The organism is Burkholderia anthina (genome assembly GCF_001547525.1).
Classification (GTDB): Bacteria; Pseudomonadota; Gammaproteobacteria; order Burkholderiales; family Burkholderiaceae; genus Burkholderia; species Burkholderia semiarida.
In genome coordinates, this window is record NZ_CM003768.1 from 1,802,463 (window position 1) to 1,819,241 (window position 16,779).

The following is a 16,779-nucleotide window of genomic DNA, read 5'->3' on the forward strand; positions in this document are numbered from 1 at the left end:
CGGGCGACGTGCGCGGGCCGGGCGGCCACGGCCGCGCCGCCGCGGGACCCGTTCATCGTTTCGCAACCCATCGGAAACAATGCCGGATCAAGCGAATATTTCCCGATATCCGAGAAACAATTCCTCGAATACGAGCCGCGCGTTGAGCGGATGATTCTCGACCGTCCGCTGCCGCGTCACGGCTTTCATGAAGCGCGCGAATGCGTTCGCGTCGACCGCTTCCGCGCAGCGCGCCAGGGCGGCCGCGTGCGTCGGGAAGTAGCGCGGCGCGCCGGCCATCCGCTGCGCGAGCAGATCGTACAGCCAGCGCTGCAGCCAGCCGAGCACCAGCGGCACCGGCAGCTTCTGCAGCGTCTCGCCGCATGCGAACGGGTCGCAGGCCGCTCCGGCCGCGAGTTGCCCGAGCGTGTAGTCGCGCAGCGGGCGGTTCTCGTCGCTCGCGAGCGCCAGCGCGGCGAGGGGCGCGCCGCCGGCTTCGGCGAGCAGCGCGCTGGCGTGGTCGACGCCCTGCGCCGCGAGCCACGCGGCGGCCGCCTCCGGCGCCGGCACGGTCATCGGCCACTGGCGGCAGCGGCTGATGATCGTCGGCAACAGGCGGTCGATGCGCGCCGACACGAGCAGGAACACGACGCCGGGCGGCGGCTCCTCCAGTGTTTTCAGCAGCGCGTTCGACGCGGCGACATTGAGCGCCTCGGCCGGATACAGCACGACGACGCGCGCGCCGCCGCGGTGCGAGCCGACCCCGCAGAAGTCGAGCAGCGCCCGCACCTGCTCGATCTTGATTTCCTTGCTCGGCGCCCGCGTCTTCTTGCCGCCTTCGTCCGCGTCGGCCAGCTTCGCGTCGTCGGCCGCGCCCGGCGCCTCGCCCGCCAGCGCCTCGGGCAGCACGATCCTGTAGTCCGGATGGTTGCCCTGCGAGAACCAGTTGCAGGCCGCGCAGGCGCCGCACGGCTCGCCGTTCGGCTGCGGCGATTCGCACAGGAAGCCCTGTGCGAGATGCTGCGCGAACTGCAGCTTGCCGATCCCGGCCTGACCGTGCAGCAGCAACGCATGCGGCCATTGCGCGCGCAGTTGCTGCAGGCGGTTCCAGTCGTCGGTTTGCCACGGATAGATCATGGGGTGCGTTCCTTGCGGGTTACAGCGCGGCGAGCACGCGTTCGAGCTGCTGGCGGATCTCGGGAATCGATCGCGTCGCGTCGACGATCGCGAAGCGGTGCGGCGCCTCCTCCGCCCGCCGCAGGTATTCGGCGCGCGTACGCGAGAAGAACGCGTCGGATTCGCTTTCGAACTTGTCCGGCATGCGCGCGGCGCCGCGACGCTCGCTCGCCACCTGCGGCGCAACGTCGAACAGCACCGTGAGATCGGGCTGGAAACCGCCCTGCACCCAGCGCTCGAGCGTCTCGAGCTTGTCGCGCGGCAACCCGCGCCCGCCGCCCTGGTACGCGAACGTCGCGTCGGTGAAGCGATCGGACACGACCCAGTCGCCGCGCGCGAGCGCCGGCTCGATCACGAGCGCGAGGTGCTCGCGACGCGCGGCAAACATCAGCAGCGCTTCCGTCTCGAGATCCATCGGCTGGTTCAGCAGGATCTCGCGCAGTTTCTCGCCGAGCTGCGTGCCGCCCGGCTCGCGGGTGACGACGACCTGCCGGCCGGCCGCGGCCAGCCGGCCCTGGAGGCGTTCGCAGAACCATTGCAGGTGGGTGGTCTTCCCCGCCCCGTCGATGCCTTCGAACGTGATGAATTTACCGCTCGCCATTATTGACCTCGTATGTACTTGTCCACGGCCTTGTTGTGGTCGCCGAGCGTGTCCGAGAACACGCTCGTGCCGTCGCCCTTCGCGACGAAATAGAGCGCGCTCGTCGGGGCCGGATTGATCGCCGCCTGCAGCGCGGCGACACCCGGCAACGCGATCGGCGTGGGCGGCAGCCCGCGTCGGGTGTAGGTATTGTAGGGAGTGTCGGCCTGCAGGTCGCGCTTGCGCAGACGGCCGTCGTACGCGTCGCCGAGCCCGTAGATCACCGACGGATCGGTCTGCAGCGGCATGCCGATGCGCAGCCGGTTCGCGAACACGGCCGCGACGAACGCGCGATCGGCCGCATGGCCGGTTTCCTTCTCGACGATCGACGCGATCGTCAGCATTTCGTAAGGCGACTTGTACGGCAGCCCCGGCGTGCGCGCGGCCCAGGCCTCGTCGACGCGCGCCTGCATCAGGCGGTAGGCGCGCCGGTAGATGTTCAGGTCGCTCGTGCCCTTGTCGAACAGGTAGGTGTCGGGGAAGAACAGCCCCTCGCCGCTGCCGCGCTGCACCGCGCTCTCCGACGCGCCGATCGCGCGCAGCAGCTCGGCGTCGCTCATGCCGGCCGTCGCGTGCGTGAGATCGGGGTTCGCGTCGAGCTCCGCGCGCATCCGCTTGAAGGTCCAGCCTTCGATGACGGTCGCGACGTACTCGTTCACGTCGCCGCGCGCGATCTTCTGCAGCACGTCGTACGGCGTGATGCCGGTCTTGAATTCGTAGTTGCCCGATTTGAGCCGGCTCGACAGCCCGAGCACGCGCGTCATCGCGACGAACGCGAACGGCTCGACCGGCACGCCGCCGCGCTGGAGCTGCAGCGCGACGCTCTTCACGCTGCTGCGCGGCTTGATCGTGACGTCGAGCGATGCCGAGCCCAGCAACAGCGGCCGGGTCGCCCAGTAATACCCGCCGCCCGCGCCGGCAGCGGCCACAACGACGGCCAGCGCCACGATCGTCGCGGCGCATTTCTTCAGTAGGGACATGGAAACGTGACTCAGGTAAGACCCATATAATACTTGCTCGCCTCCGTCAAAGTCAGGGTTGACTGTTCCCTCATTCCATGAGCACACCGTTCGCTTCACCGGCTGCCCAGGCCGCATCCGCCTCGCTCCCCGTTTTCCCCCGCCCGTCGGCCGCCGATTTCGATGCGCCGGCCGCCTGCATGCCGCTGCCGCAGTTCGGCGTGATCGACGTGGCCGGCGACGATGCCGCGACGTTCCTGCACAGCCAGCTCACCAACGACATCGAGCATCTCGATGCCGGCAGCGCGCGGCTGTCCGGGTACTGCTCGCCGAAGGGCCGGCTGCTCGCGTCGTTCCTCGCGTGGCGCGCCGGCCACGACGTGCGCCTGCTCGTGTCGAAGGACGTGCAGCCGGCCGTGCAGAAGCGGCTGTCGATGTTCGTGCTGCGCGCGAAGGCGAAGCTGACGGACGCGAGCGACGCGCTCGCGGTGACCGGCTTCGCGGGCGACGTGCGCGACGCGCTGTCGGGCATCTTCGATGCGCTGCCCGACGGCGTGCACGTGAAGGTCGACGGCCCGGCCGGCGCGCTGATCCGCGTGCCCGATGCGGCCGGCCGCAAGCGCTATTTGTGGATCGGCCCGCGCGCCGAAGTCGACGCGCGCGTCGCCGCGCTCGCCGGCACGCTGCCCGTCGTGTCGCCCGCCGTGTGGGACTGGCTCGACGTTCGCGCGGGCGAGCCGCGCATCACGCAGCCGGCCGTCGAACAGTTCGTGCCGCAGATGGTCAACTTCGACGTGATCGGTGCCGTTAACTTCAGGAAAGGGTGCTACCCGGGCCAGGAAGTGGTGGCGCGCAGCCAGTACCGCGGCACGATCAAGCGCCGCACCGCGCTCGCGCACGTCGCCGGCGAGACCGATACCGTGCATGCCGGCGTCGAGCTGTTCCACAGCGACGATCCGGGCCAGCCGTGCGGGATGATCGTCAACGCGGCGGCCGCGCCGGCGGGCGGCGTCGACGCGCTCGTCGAGATCAAGCTCGCCGCGCTCGACAGCGGCTCGGTGCACCTCGGTTCGGCCGACGGCCCGGCGCTCGCGTTCGACGCGCTGCCGTACGCGTGGCCGACCGAAGCCTGATGCACTGACAACCCGTTCGCGCGCCGGCTCGCGAGTCGCAGCCGGCGCGCGACGTTTCCTGCGAGAGATTCGCCCGATGTGTCTGATTGCCTTCGACTGGCAGCCCGATGCCGCCGCCGGTCCCGTCTTTACCCTCGTCGCCAATCGCGACGAGTTCTTTCGCCGGACCAGCGCGCCGCTCTCGTGGTGGGAAGACGTGCCGGGCGTACTGGCCGGCCGCGACCTCGAGGCCGGCGGCACGTGGCTCGGCGTCTCGCGCGACGGCCGCTTCGCCGCGCTGACCAACTACCGCGCGCCATTCGACATCCGCGCGGGCGCGCCGACCCGCGGCAAGCTGGTATCCGATTTTCTCGGCGGCACGCCGGTCGCGCCGCTCGACTATCTCGCGCAGCTTGCCGAGCATGCGGCCGTCTACAACGGCTTCAACCTGCTCGTCGGCGACTGGCGCCGGCGCGAACTCGCATGGTTCTGCAACCGCGCGCCCGACGGCGAAAGCCGGGTCGCCGCGCCCGTCGCGATCGAGCCGGGCGTGCATGCGCTGTCGAATGCACGGCTCGATACGCCCTGGCCCAAAGTGGTGCGCAAGCGCGCGGAGCTCGGCACGCTGCTCACCGACAATCCGACCCCGTCGCTCGACGAACTGATCGCGCTGATGCGCGACCCGCACGTCGCGGACGACGACGCACTGCCGCACACGGGCATTCCGATCGAGCGCGAGCGCGCGCTGTCGGCCGCGTTCATCGAGACGCCCGAATACGGCACGCGCGGCACGACCGCGCTGCGCGTCACGATGAAGGAAGGCGTGCGGCTGACGGTCGAGGTCAAGGAGCGCAGCGACGACGACGGCTCGCACCGCACCGTGCGCCCGGGCGCGTTCGAGCGCGCGTTCACGTTCGATATCGACGCGGCGCGCCCGCGCTGAACGCACGCGTGGCGTGCTACGGCGCGCGCGCCATCTCGACGTGCGGCACGCCGGCCTCGACGAACGGTTCGCCGACCGCCGCGAAGCCGTGCCGCAGATAGAACGACACCGCCGAATCCTGCGCGTACAGCCGCACGACGGCTTCGCCGCGGCGCCGCGCGGCATCCAGCAGCGCATTCAGCACGGCCGACCCGACGCCCTGCCCGCGCACGTCGGCCAGCACCGCGACGCGGCCGATCGTGCCGGACGGCAGCAGCCGCCCCGTCGCGACCGCGCGGCGCAGCCCGGTCGCCGCGTCGGTCCGGTACGCGACCGCATGCAGCGACAGCGGATCGTCGTCGTCGAGTTCCCATTCCGGCGGAATCTGCTGCTCGCGCACGAACACCGCGTCGCGGATCCGCGCAGCGTCGCCGCCCAGTACCGTCCAGTCGCCCGTTTCCACCGCGCCCACGCCGTTCGTCATCGCCATCCTCCCGCGGCGTGCGCGCCGTCAGGCGCTCGCCGTCAAACCTCGTCGAATGCGGCCTTCAGCGCCGCGACCGCATCGGCATGCGCGGCCCGCACCTCGGGCACGTAGCCGCCCATCTTGAAGAATTCGTGGATCATCCCCGGATAGCAGACCAGCGTGACCGCGTTGCCGGCCGCGCGCAACTTGTCCGCGTACGCGGCGCCCTCGTCGCTCAGCGGATCGTACTCGGCCGTCGCGATCCACGCCGGCGCGACACCCTCGAACGACGGCGCGCCGCGCGTACCGTCGAGCGGCGCGAAACGCCAGTCGTCGCGATCGGCCCGATCGCGCACGTATTGCGTGAAGAACCACTGGATCGTGTCCTGCGTCAGCAGGTAGCCGCTCGCGAGCCGCGCGTGCGATTCGGTGTCCTGGTGGCCCGTCACGCCCGGGTAGATCAGCAGCTGCAGCGCAAGACGAATGCCCGCGTCGCGCGCGAGCACCGCGCAGACCGTCGCGAGCGTGCCGCCCGCGCTGTCGCCGCCGACCGCCAGCCGCCCGGCGTCGATGCCGAACGTGGCGGCCTCGCGATGCAGCCACTGCAATGCGTCGTCCGCGTCGTTCACCGCGGTCGGAAACTTGTGTTCGGGCGCGAGCCGGTAGCCGACCGACAGCACCGCGCATTGCGCGTCGTGCGCGAACATCCGGCACAGCGCATCGTGCGTGTCGACGCTGCCGACCGTGAAGCCGCCGCCGTGGTAGTACACGAGCGCGGGCAGCGGCTCCGCGAGGCTCGGCGCGACCGGCAGATACAGCCGCGCGCCGATCGTGCGGCCGTCGCGCGTCGGCACGACGCACTCCTCCACCGCATGCATCGGCGCCGGCGCGACGTCGAGGATCGGCGCGCTCTTCTCGTACGCGGCGCGCGCCTGCTGCGGCGTCTGATGGTGATACGACGGGCGTTTCGCGCGCTCGATCATGTCGAGCACCTGGGCGATCTTCGGATTCAGCGGCATCGGTGTGGACGGCGCCGGTGCGGCGTCGTGAACGGACAAGCGTCACATGATGCCACGCGCGCGCCGGGCAGGCGCGCCGTGCCATGTACCGCCATCCCGGGCTCCAAAACGAAATAGCCCTGCCGCATCGAAGAGACAGGGCCGTGCGTGGCGGGTGCTTACGCGTCGCTCGGGCCGGGCTGCGCGTCCGGCGCCGTGCGCGAGCGTTGCCGCTTGATGTCCCGGCCGACCGCGAGCCGGCGCATGTACTTGAACGTGCCGAGCGCCTTCGCGACGAAATTGCCGTCGCTGTCGCGCACTTCGCCTTCGCAGTAGGCCATCGTCGTCGAGCGATGCATCACGCGCCCGTAAGCGCGCAGCTCGCCGCGGCCCGGCTGCATGAAGTTCACCTTCATCTCGACCGTGACGACGCCGACGCCGTCGTCGGTCAGGCTGCGCGCCGCCATCGCGAGCGCGATATCGGCGAGCGTCATCGTCACGCCGCCGTGCGCGATGCTCCACGTGTTCATGTGCCGCTCCTCGAGCGGCAGCACGATCTCGCTCGCGCCATCCTTCGCGGACACGAGCTGCACGCCGAGCAGATCGACGAACGGGCTTTCGATCGACGGGCCTTCCGTCGGGGTTGCCGCGTCGCTCATCACACGTTGTCGACGATGTAGTCGACGCACTCGCGCGATTCGGCCACCGCGACGACGAACTTCTTCACTTCCTGGTGAACCGGATGCACCTGGTACGCGTCGAGCGCGGCCTTGTCGGCGAAATCGGAGACGAGCACGATGTCGGCGGTCGCATCGAGGCCCGGCGTCGCCACGCCGACGTCGATCTGCAGCGTGCCCGGCACGAGGTCGCGACAGCCTTCGAGCTTTTCCTTCAGCTTCAGCGCGTTCTGCGCACGCGTCGCGCCTTCGGCCGATTCCTTCAACTTCCACATGACGATATGTCTGATCACTTCGTTCGCTCCTGTTCGTGTTGGTTCGGCGATTGGCCTGTCGTCCTTGGCAGCCGGGCACTTTACACCCTTCCGCCGTTCGCTCACGGTCACCCTCCTGCCCGGCATCAGGATCCGACAAGCTCGCGCAGGCGACAAGCCTACCAAACTTGCCGATGGCAATGGACGGTATCTTGGGGCGGGCCCGTCCGCTGCCCAGCTCCGGTGCCCGTCGACTCGGTGCGCGTTCCGGCGCCCCAATGCAAAAGCCCCGAGCGCGCTCGCACCCAGGGCTTTGACAGCGTCACATTCGATCCCGCCGGACTAATCCCAAACCAGGTTCTCGAACGGCGTGAACCATCCATACGTTCTTGAGCTGACCACGACTTTCCCGCCGTACACGCCGTAGCAAATGTCCTCGCTATCCACGTTTCCCACCACGGGCGCGCCACTGTCGCCCGGTTGGGTCTGCGCATCTCCGTCCAGGTTGAGCAGGACGACGTTCTTGACCTTATCGTTGGTGCCAGGCACCGTGATATCCGCATCCGCCTCGGCAACCGAGCAATTCACGAAACCGGAGAGCGCACCCTGCAACCACAAACGCTGGCCCTTTACGGGACGAACGTTTGAGCCGAACTCCACCGGTTTTTTGCCACTGTCCGTCCATATCTCATTGGCCGTTGCCTTGACTCCCGACAACACCGTCACGAGGGCGATATCCTGATTTTGCTCGAGGAAGTTGACGAGCAAATCGCCCACGTGGTTTGCGTCATCGGGCTGACCCACCTTCACATCCTTCTTTCCGAACACATGGCCCGCCGTCGCAAAGCACGTGCCGCCGTCGTATTCCACGACCAGACCTAAAGTGCCGATCTTGCTGGGGGTCACGATTTTGATCCCGCCGACCAAAGGACGAACTTTGAGATTGTTTGCAGGCATCACGGGCTCCGCTAACGGTTGAAAAAAGGATTGATCATTGCCGGATGACTATCAAGAACGTTGAAACATGACGCTTGTGAACCTTGGACTGTCTGGCGATCCATCGACGACCCTCGTCGTGCGGCACACGCGCAGGAACGCGGTTTGCTCGGCCTCGCGCGTGCCGCTATTTGCATATCGGCCTGTCTCGACACTGCCCGACACGGCGCGGCGATTCATTTCCTGTTGGGCATCAATGCCCGGCCCGGCCTCGTATTTCCGGTCGTTTTGTCACCGGATATCCGGAATACGTTAATTCGAATCCATTGAATCGCACATTTTACCGAAGCGACTGGCAATAATTTCATCCCATTTTTCAATTCAACACTCGAGAACAAAAACATTATTGACTTCGACTTTCCCGTAAATTTAGAATCGCCTACGACGGCTTATGCATCATTTTCCGCGCCGCCCCGGATTCGCCGCTCACCTGCGCGAAGGCCTGTCTCATCGCCTTTCCCGCGGGGCATCGACGCACACCTCTGCCGTTTTCAGCTTTCGGCATTTATCGGCCAACCGGTTATTTGCCAGCCTGTTTTCCTTTCGAAGAAGCGCAACACCCCGATTTAATTCCCGCCATTCGCCGCAACGAATGCAAAACGGGATCAGACGGACCCAAGATCCGCCGATTGGAACATCCAGATAAAAAATCGCGAGTCATCAGGAGGGACATCAACATGCATCGCCTTGCGAAGTCGCTGTGTCTCGGGCTCGTCTGCGCCGGCCTGCTGTCGGCCTGCAACGACGACGACGTCAAATCGAACAACCCGCCGTCGAACACCGCCGCGTTGTCGTTCCGCATGGACACCGGCGGCCAGATCAACGCGTTCTACCGGCAGGACAAGGTCGCCGCGCACCTGCTGGCGCGCTCGTCCACGAAGCCGCGTCTGCTCGTGGTCTTCCCCGCCGGCAATAGCGGCACCGGACTGTGGTTCGACGACACCGCGCAGCCGGTGAACTGGAGCCTCGACACGCCGCCGGCCGCACTGTCGGCCCCGGACGCGCACGGCCGTCCGCTGTACGGCATCGGCGCCGACGTGTCGGTCGACACCGCTACGCTGACGATCCGCCAGGGCGTGCTCAGCAACGTGCGCTTCCTGCGCGACTTCAACGGCGGCGCGACGATTCCGCCGCAGATCCTCACCGCGCCGACGGTCCAGGGCAGCACCGCGCAATGGCAACGCGACCGGCTCGACGGCGCGCCCGGCTATGCGCTGCGCATCACGCTGCGCGACGGCGGCAGCATCGCGCCGGCAGCGGGCGGCAAGCTCGTGCTCAACGCACCGGCCGGCTCGCACACGCTGAAGCTGCACATCGATGCGCTGTCGGGCGAGACGCCGCTGTCGCCGATCACGCACGCCAACCTGTTCGCGCCTTCCGTGAACCCCGACCCGGTCAGCCAGAACGTGCTCGAATTCCTGAGCTTCAACGACAAGCTGCTGGCCGGCTCGTGGCAGTACGACACGTACTTCGGCCGCGACACGCTGATCTCGGTCCGCATGCTGATGCCCGTGCTCGAACCGGCGGCGATCGAGGCCGGGCTGTCGTCGGTGCTGAGCCGCCTGTCGCCCGACGGCAAGGTCGCGCACGAGGAAGGCATCGGCGAATTCGCGCTGGTCGACAACCAGAAGAACGGGCGGCCGAACGATGCGACGCCGACCTACGACTACAAGATGATCGACAGCGACTACCTGCTCGCACCGATCGCCGCCGCGTGGCTGATCGACGATACGCGCGGCCAGGCCCGCGCGGCCGCGTACCTGGCGCAGCGCGGCAGCGACGGGCAGACCAACGGCAGCCGCCTCGTCGTCAACTTGCTGCACGTCGCGACGACCGCGCAGCCGTTCGCACAGCAACCGTCGGTGGCAAACCTGATCCACCTGCGGCCCGGCGAAATCGTCGGCAACTGGCGCGACAGCACCGACGGCCTCGGCGGCGGCGTGTACCCGTACGACGTGAACGCGGTGCTCGTGCCGGCCGCGCTGCGCGCGGCGAACGCGTTCCTCGCCCGCGGCCTGCTCGATCCGTATCTCGACGCGCAGCAACGCGCGACGCTCGCCAACACGGCGAACGAAGCGGCCACGTGGGAAACGCAGGCGCCGCCGCTGTTCCAGGTCAGCGTGCCGGCCGCACAGGCGGCCACCGACGTGTCGGCCTATGCGCCATCCGCCGGCGTGCCGGCCGGCGCCGCGCCCAACGCACCGCTGGCCTTCTACGCGCTGTCGCTCGACCAGCAGGGCAACCCGATTCCGGTGATGCATTCGGACGGCGGCTTCGCGCTGCTGTTCGGCACGCCGCCGGACGATCAGCTCCAGCGGATCGTCGGCGACGTCACGCGGCCGTTCCCGACCGGGCTCGTGACCGATGCCGGGATGCTGATCGCGAACCCCGCGTATGCGAGCCCGTCGCTGTGGCCGAAGTTCACGAGCTCCGCGTATCACGGCACGGTGGTCTGGTCGTGGCAGCAGGCGATGTGGGTGGCCGGGCTCGATCGCCAGTTGGCGCGCCAGGACCTGTCGGCCACGACACGCACGCTGCTCGCGCAGGCGCGGCAGACGATCTGGCAGGTAATCTCGAACGGACGCGACATGCGCACATCGGAAATGTGGACGTGGTCCTACGTGAACGGCAAGTACCAGACCGACGCATTCGGCACGCGCAGCGCCGATGCGACCGAAGCCAACGCGGCGCAACTCTGGAGTACGACGTATCTCGCGATCCGCGATCCGCAGCAGCGCGCGGGCAAGTACTGGTGGCAGGCGTCGCAGCCGATGCAGGACGAACGATCGAAGCAGGCGACGGCCGTGGCGTCGCGCTAGCGCGCGTCGCCACGCGCGTGCATGCCGGCACCGGCGCCGGCATGCGGACTAGTGCGTCACCACGCGGTTGCGCCCTTCGCGCTTCGCCTGGTACAGCCGCTCGTCGACCACCCGCAGCAGCGCATCGACCGTGCCGCCGTCGACGCCGTATTGCGCGACGCCGACGCTGACCGTCACCTGCACGCGCTTGAAGTCCAGCCCAAACGGCGCACTCGCGATCGACGAACGCACGCGCTCGGCCGTCATCCGCGCGCCCTCGAGCGGCATTTCGGGCAGGAGCGCCATGAACTCCTCGCCGCCGACCCGCGCGAGCGCGCCCGCCGGCCGGATCGCCTCGAGGCACTGGCGCACGACGCCGCGCAGCACCTCGTCGCCGATCTGGTGCCCGTAGGCATCGTTGATGGTCTTGAAATTGTCGAGATCGAGCGCAAGCAGGCAGAACGGCGTGCCGTCGCGCTCGGCCCGCACGATCTCGCGCTCGACCTGCGCGATGAACTGGCGGCGGTTCGACGCGCCCGTCATCGGGTCGGTCGCGGCCATGTACTCGAGCTTCTGGTTCGTGCGCCGCAGCTCCTGCAGCGCGCTTTCGGTGCGCGCCATCGATTCGGACAAGCGGCTCATCAGGTCTTCCTGGCTGTAGATCGCCGAGAACGAGCGCGTCGTCTGCAGCGCCTGCACGACGCCGTAACTGAGCAGGAAGAACCCGCCCGCGAAGATCGCATGCGCGAGCCACCACATGTGATTCCACGGCTTGCCGAGGATGAACGCGAGCGACGACAGCGCGAACGCCATGATCGACATGCCGTAGATCACCATCAGCGGCGAGCGGATCCGCCGCGCGAGCAGCAGGCACACGTTCAGCAGCGAGAACACCAGCGCGCCGCCTTCCATCGACAGCCGCGTGCCGAGCGCACCGGCAACCGGCGAATACGCGACGTACGCGACCACCACGTCGACGATCAGGAAGAGCACGATCCAAGGCAGCCACGTCCGTGCGCTCGTGCGCTTGTCGACCCGGTCGGGCGGACGCGAATACGACAGCAGGCCCGTGAGCAGCAGCATGGACATCACCAACCGCGACGCGGGCCCGTACAGCAGGAACAGCCAGATATTGTGATGCGCCATCCCGGTGAACGCGCCGTGCAGCGCATAGATCATCGCGAAACCGAGAAAGCCGAGCGTCAGCCAGCGCAGCAGCGGCTCGCCGGACGACCGGTAGCACACCCACGTCACATAGGTGACGAACGCGCCTTCGATCGTCGCCGCCGCGATCGCGATTTCATGGAAAGCGTGGTTCTCGAATACGACGCTCCGGTCGCTGAAGAACCACAGATAGGCAATCAGATACGCAGGCAGCAACGCGAATCCGACCAGCAGGCATTTCGCGTAGAGCCTTGCGGCCGCACTGACGACGCGCGGCGGTTCCCCGGCTGCATAGGTCGTACTCATTCGGTCCCCGGTCGGTCTGCTGCGTTGATTGGAGTCCTCGCGGCACGGATCGCGCAACGCATGATCTGACCCATCGTGCCGAAAGGCAAATGTCAGAGCAAGTATAGGTGGGGTAATTCGTTTGACAAGTCAGGGGAAACGGCATTGCCGGGTACATGCCTTTTGCTTCCCCGTCGTTGCGAATCGCGCATCGGTCGCGCCGATTCATCGCGGCGGCGTGCGGTGGCGCCGAAGCGCCACCGCGGCCGGTCAAAGATCAGAGGATTTCGAACAAGCCGGCCGCACCCTGCCCGCCGCCGATGCACATCGTGACGACCACGTACTTCACGCCGCGCCGCTTGCCCTCGATCAGCGCATGGCCAGTCAGGCGCGCGCCCGACACACCGTACGGATGGCCGACCGCGATCGCGCCGCCGTTCACGTTCAGGCGCTCCTCAGGAATCCCGAGCGTGTCGCGGCAGTACAGCACCTGCACCGCGAACGCCTCGTTCAGCTCCCACAGGCCGATGTCGTCGACTGTCAGCCCGGCCTGCTTCAGCAGCTTGGGCACCGCGAACACCGGGCCGATGCCCATTTCGTCCGGTTCGCAGCCGGCCACCGCGAAGCCGCGGAACGCGCCCAGCGGCTGCAGCCCTTCGCGTTGCGCGGCGTCGGCGCTCATCACCACGCATGCCGACGCGCCGTCCGAGAACTGGCTCGCATTGCCCGCGGTGATCACGCCGCCCGGCACGGCCGAACGGATCTTCGACACGCCTTCGAGCGTCGTGTCGGGGCGGATGCCTTCGTCGGCCGAGACCGTCACTTCCTGCGTGTACAAGCGGCCCGTCGCCTTGTCGGCGATGCCCGCGAGCACGGTGATCGGCACGATCTCGTCGCGAAAGCGCCCGGCTTCCTGCGCGGCCGCGGCACGCAGTTGCGACTGCACGCCATACGCGTCCTGCCGCTCCTTCGAGATGCCGTAGCGCTTCGCGACGTTCTCCGCGGTCTGCAGCATGTTCCAGTAGATCTCGGGCTTGTGCTGGACGAGCCAGCCTTCCTGGATCATGTGCCGGTTCATCTCGTTCTGCACGCACGAGATCGATTCGACGCCGCCGGCCACATAGATCTCGCCTTCGCCCGCGACGATCCGCTGCGCGGCCAGCGCGATGGTCTGCAGCCCCGACGAACAGAAACGGTTCACCGTCATCCCCGGCACGCTCACCGGCAATCCCGCGCGCAGCGCGATCTGCCGCGCGATGTTCGCGCCCGTCGCGCCTTCGGGATTCGCGCAGCCCATGATCACGTCCTCGACGCGCGCCGGATCGAGCTTCGCGCGTTCGAGCGCGGCCGCGACCACGTGGCCGCCGAGCGTCGCGCCGTGCGTCATGTTGAATGCGCCGCGCCAGGATTTCGCGAGCGGCGTGCGTGCGGTCGATACGATTACGGCTTCGGTCATGCGAGTCTCCTTCGGTCCTGCTTCATGTCCTGAATCGGATGGGAAATGCGCTACGCCGCCGGGCGCGCGCCGGCGGACGTCGCATGCGCGACGCCCGCTGCCTGCATCTGCTGCCATGCGTGCGCGAGCGACCCGTTCAGGTCGATCGCACGGCACGCATCGTTGATCACCGCGGCTTCGAAACCGGCCGCGCGCGCATCGAGCGCCGACCATGCGACGCAATAGTCGGTCGCGAGCCCGCAGCACCACACGCGCTTCGCGCCGAGCTCGCGCAGATAGCCCGCGAGCCCCGTGCGCGTCGTGCGGTCGGCCTCGACGAACGCGGAATAGCTGTCGACCTGCGCGTCGCCGCCCTTGCGGATCACGAGCCGCGCGTGCGGGATGTCGAGGTCGCGATGCAGCGCCGCGCCGTCGGTATCCTGCACGCAGTGCACGGGCCACAGCACCTGCTCGCCGTACGGCAGCGACAGCGTGGAAAACGGCTCGCGGCCCGGATGGTTCGCCGCGAACGACACGTGCTCGCGCGGGTGCCAGTCCTGCGTCAGCACGACCTGATCGAAGCGTTGCGCGAGCGCGTTGATCACCGGCACGACCGCATCGCCGTCGGGCACCGCGAGCGCGCCGCCCGGCATGAAGTCGTATTGCACGTCGATCACGAGCAGGACGTCGTCGGTGCGTTTCATTTCAATTCTCCTGGGTGGATCGGGCGCGCCGTCGTGCGAGATCGTTAGCCGTTGAACCCGCGGCCGGCCTTCGCCAGTTCCGCGATCGACGGCGCGAGCTGCCACGCGTCGCCGTTCGGCGCCGCCGCGTAGCGGCGAATCGCGCGCTCGACGTTGTAGAGGCCGACCGTATCCGCGTACAGCATCGGGCCGCCGCGCCACAGCGGGAAGCCATAGCCGGTCAGGTAGACCATGTCGATGTCGGACGCCTTCGACGCGATCTTCTCCTCGAGGATCTTCGCGCCTTCGTTGACGAGCGCGAACACGAGCCGCTCGACGATCTCGTCGTCGCCGATCTTGCGCCGCTCGACGCCGCGCTCCTTCGAGTACGCGACGACCATCTCGTCGACGAGCGCCGACGGCTTCGCCTTGCGATCGCCCGGCACGTAGTCGTACCAGCCGGCGCCCGTCTTCTGGCCGAAGCGGCCCTGCTCGCACAGGCGGTCGGCGATCTTCGAATAGTGCAGGCCAGGCTGCTCGACGTAGCGCCGCTTGCGGATCGCCCAGCCGATGTCGTTGCCGGCGAGGTCGCTCATCCGGAACGGCCCCATCGCGAAGCCGAACTTCTCGATCGCGCGATCGACCTGCGCGGGCAGCGCGCCTTCCTCGAGCATGAACAGCGCCTGGCGGATGTACTGCTCGATCATCCGGTTGCCGATGAAGCCGTCGCATACGCCCGACACGACCGCCGTCTTGCGGATCTTCTTCGCCACCGCCATCACGGTCGCGAGCACGTCCTTCGCGGTCCGCGCGCCGCGCACGACCTCGAGCAGCTTCATCACGTTCGCCGGGCTGAAGAAGTGCATGCCGACGACGTCCTGCGGACGCTTCGTGAACGCCGCGATCTTGTCGACGTCGAGCGTCGACGTGTTGGACGCAAGGATCGCGCCCGGCTTCGCGACTTCGTCGAGCTTCCTGAACACCTGCTCCTTCACACCGAGTTCCTCGAACACCGCTTCGACGATCAGGTCGGCGTCCTTCAGGTCGTCGTAGGACAGTGTCGGCGCGATCAGCGCCATGCGCGCGTCGAGCTTCTCCTGCGTAAGCTTGCCCTTCCTCACCTGCGCGTCGTAGTTCTTGCGGATCGTCGCGAGGCCGCGCTCGAGCGCGTCCTGCTTCGTCTCGAGCAGCGTGACGGGCAGCCCCGCGTTGACGAAGTTCATCGCGATCCCGCCGCCCATCGTGCCCGCGCCGATCACGCCCACCCGGCGGATCTCGCGCAACGGCGTATCGGCCGGCACGTCGGGAATCTTGCTCGCCGCGCGCTCGCCGAAGAACGCATGGCGCAGCGCGCGGCTTTCCGGCGTCATCATCAGCGCGACGAAACCCTCGCGCTCGGCGATGCTGCCCTTGTCGAAGCCGTTCAGCACGCCGGCCTCGATCGCGTCGATGCACTTGTGCGGCGCAGGGAAATTCGGCGCGGCGGCCCGCGCGGAATTGCGCGCGAACTGGATGAAGCCCGCCGCGTTCTCGTGGACGATCTTGCGATCGCGCACGCGCGGATGCGGCCCCTTCTGCGCGCCAACCTTGCGCGCGAACGCAACGGCCGCGTCGAGCAGGTCGCCGTCGGCCATTTCGTCGAACAGCCCGCTCTTCGCGAGTTGCTCCGACGGCACCGGCGCGCCCGACACGATCATGTTCAGCGCGGTTTCGAGCCCGACCGCGCGCGGCAGGCGCTGCGTGCCGCCCGCGCCCGGCAGCAGCCCGAGCTTCACCTCGGGCAGCGCGACCTGCGCGCCGGGCGCGGCGACCCGGTAATGCGCGCCGAGCGCGAGCTCGAGGCCGCCGCCCATCACGACGCTGTGCAGCGCCGCGACGACCGGCTTCGCGCTCGCCTCCACCGCGCGGATTACGGTGTGCAGCGTCGGCTCCTGCAGCGCCTTCGGCGTATTGAATTCGGTGATGTCGGCGCCGCCCGAGAACGCGCGGCCCGCGCCGGTCAGCACGATGGCCGTGACCGACGGATCCTGCGCGGCGCGATCGAGCGCGTCCATGACGCCCTGGCGGGTCGACAGGCCGAGCCCGTTGACGGGCGGATTGTTGAGCGTGATGACGGCCACGCCGTCGCGAGTCGAGTAATCCACTGCCATCTGCCTGCCTCCATGCATCGCGCGCCGGATTGGCTGCGCTTCATTGTGCGCGGTCGAACGGCCGCATGTCCGGATGAACGCAGGC

At 68.1% G+C, this 16,779-nt stretch carries 15 protein-coding genes; 3 read left to right on the plus strand and 12 right to left on the minus strand.

The window, feature by feature from the left end:
• Positions 1-87 precede the first annotated feature (87 nt).
• The 3 genes from WS64_RS08295 to mltG are packed head-to-tail and all read right to left on the minus strand — an operon-like array spanning position 88 to position 2,775.
• Entirely contained in the window at positions 88-1,116 is a 1,029-nt protein-coding gene (locus WS64_RS08295; protein ID WP_060966217.1) for a DNA polymerase III subunit delta', read from the minus strand.
• Positions 1,117-1,135: 19 nt separating this feature from the next.
• Positions 1,136-1,756: a dTMP kinase gene (tmk, locus tag WS64_RS08300; protein ID WP_006478605.1), complete on the minus strand. Its 621-nt coding sequence runs from the start codon at positions 1,754-1,756 to the stop codon at positions 1,136-1,138.
• Positions 1,756-2,775 (minus strand): endolytic transglycosylase MltG, encoded by a 1,020-nt coding sequence (gene mltG / locus WS64_RS08305; RefSeq protein WP_060966218.1) that lies wholly within the window; start codon positions 2,773-2,775, stop codon positions 1,756-1,758. Before mltG ends, tmk begins: the two co-directional genes overlap by 1 nt.
• A gap of 77 nt (positions 2,776-2,852) precedes the next feature.
• Between mltG and WS64_RS08310 the strand changes: the two genes are divergently transcribed.
• Both WS64_RS08310 and WS64_RS08315 read left to right on the plus strand, forming a co-directional pair.
• A complete protein-coding gene (locus tag WS64_RS08310) occupies positions 2,853-3,887 on the plus strand; it encodes a CAF17-like 4Fe-4S cluster assembly/insertion protein YgfZ (RefSeq protein ID WP_060966219.1) in 1,035 nt (344 codons plus the stop codon).
• Positions 3,888-3,963: 76 nt separating this feature from the next.
• Complete coding sequence (locus WS64_RS08315; RefSeq protein WP_060966220.1) at positions 3,964-4,809, plus strand: NRDE family protein; 846 nt, start codon at positions 3,964-3,966, stop codon at positions 4,807-4,809.
• A 16-nt stretch (positions 4,810-4,825) separates the two neighbouring features.
• On the opposite strand, the gene WS64_RS08320 is transcribed toward WS64_RS08315, so the two are convergent.
• The 5 genes from WS64_RS08320 to WS64_RS08340 all read right to left on the minus strand — a co-directional run bounded on the left by WS64_RS08320 (position 4,826) and on the right by WS64_RS08340 (position 8,140).
• Complete coding sequence (locus WS64_RS08320; protein ID WP_060966922.1) at positions 4,826-5,272, minus strand: GNAT family N-acetyltransferase; 447 nt, start codon at positions 5,270-5,272, stop codon at positions 4,826-4,828.
• A 41-nt stretch (positions 5,273-5,313) separates the two neighbouring features.
• Positions 5,314-6,273, minus strand: a complete 960-nt coding sequence (locus WS64_RS08325; protein ID WP_060966221.1) for an alpha/beta hydrolase — start codon at positions 6,271-6,273, stop codon at positions 5,314-5,316.
• A 158-nt stretch (positions 6,274-6,431) separates the two neighbouring features.
• Complete coding sequence (locus WS64_RS08330) at positions 6,432-6,911, minus strand: PaaI family thioesterase (protein WP_006483907.1); 480 nt, start codon at positions 6,909-6,911, stop codon at positions 6,432-6,434.
• The gene (locus WS64_RS08335; RefSeq protein ID WP_060966222.1) at positions 6,911-7,222 is read right to left on the minus strand and encodes a Dabb family protein; all 312 of its coding nucleotides are present in this window, start codon (positions 7,220-7,222) and stop codon (positions 6,911-6,913) included. Before WS64_RS08335 ends, WS64_RS08330 begins: the two co-directional genes overlap by 1 nt.
• A 303-nt stretch (positions 7,223-7,525) precedes the next feature.
• Positions 7,526-8,140: a serine protease family protein gene (locus WS64_RS08340; RefSeq protein ID WP_155720406.1), complete on the minus strand. Its 615-nt coding sequence runs from the start codon at positions 8,138-8,140 to the stop codon at positions 7,526-7,528.
• 716 nt (positions 8,141-8,856) lie between these two features.
• Between WS64_RS08340 and WS64_RS08345 the strand changes: the two genes are divergently transcribed.
• On the plus strand, positions 8,857-10,998 hold the full coding sequence (locus WS64_RS08345; protein ID WP_060966224.1) for a glucosidase family protein: 2,142 nt from the start codon (positions 8,857-8,859) through the stop codon (positions 10,996-10,998).
• A gap of 48 nt (positions 10,999-11,046) precedes the next feature.
• On the opposite strand, the gene WS64_RS08350 is transcribed toward WS64_RS08345, so the two are convergent.
• The 4 genes from WS64_RS08350 to WS64_RS08365 all read right to left on the minus strand — a co-directional run bounded on the left by WS64_RS08350 (position 11,047) and on the right by WS64_RS08365 (position 16,694).
• Positions 11,047-12,447 carry a GGDEF domain-containing protein gene (locus WS64_RS08350; RefSeq protein WP_060966225.1) on the minus strand — a complete coding sequence of 467 codons (1,401 nt, stop codon included), beginning with the start codon at positions 12,445-12,447 and terminating at the stop codon, positions 11,047-11,049.
• Between the two features lie 256 nt (positions 12,448-12,703).
• Positions 12,704-13,882, minus strand: a complete 1,179-nt coding sequence (locus tag WS64_RS08355; RefSeq protein WP_059585195.1) for an acetyl-CoA C-acyltransferase — start codon at positions 13,880-13,882, stop codon at positions 12,704-12,706.
• 50 nt (positions 13,883-13,932) lie between these two features.
• Positions 13,933-14,565 carry a bifunctional nicotinamidase/pyrazinamidase gene (pncA, locus tag WS64_RS08360; RefSeq protein ID WP_060966226.1) on the minus strand — a complete coding sequence of 211 codons (633 nt, stop codon included), beginning with the start codon at positions 14,563-14,565 and terminating at the stop codon, positions 13,933-13,935.
• 44 nt (positions 14,566-14,609) lie between these two features.
• Positions 14,610-16,694 (minus strand): 3-hydroxyacyl-CoA dehydrogenase NAD-binding domain-containing protein, encoded by a 2,085-nt coding sequence (locus WS64_RS08365; protein ID WP_060966923.1) that lies wholly within the window; start codon positions 16,692-16,694, stop codon positions 14,610-14,612.
• Between the last annotated feature and the right edge of the window lie 85 nt (positions 16,695-16,779).